Raw genomic sequence first — 275 nt, 5'->3', positions numbered from 1 at the left:
CTGCCAGCTGGGAGGAATATAGCTCAATCTTTCCCGAGGGCGTATCCAGCGGGTTCGCCTTGGGATCTTCGCGGAATTCCTTCAGCGGCACCACGTGCTCCTTGGAGGGGTAGCGGTATACACGCATCTTGCGCAGCTCGTCGAAGGTGGGGAATTCCGGGTTGTCCTTGCGCGTGACATCCTGAATTTCGCGTGCCCAATCTTCGGTGGTCTTCTTGCCCTGCGAGAATTTGTCGCCGATGCCCATGCGACGGGCGATTTCGGCAGTCACGTCA

1 pseudogene is annotated in these 275 nt (G+C 58.5%); it reads right to left on the bottom strand.

Features of this window, described 5'->3' with window-relative positions:
* A pseudogene (locus QP363_RS13090) lies at positions 1-275 on the bottom strand (dimethyl sulfoxide reductase subunit A); the annotation flags it as partial.

This window comes from Corynebacterium sp. UMB6689 (assembly GCF_030215295.1).
GTDB classification, from domain to species: domain Bacteria; phylum Actinomycetota; class Actinomycetes; order Mycobacteriales; family Mycobacteriaceae; genus Corynebacterium; species Corynebacterium aurimucosum.
The sequence above is the reverse complement of the archived record's forward strand: the minus strand, read 5'-3'. Positions and strand labels throughout refer to the sequence as shown.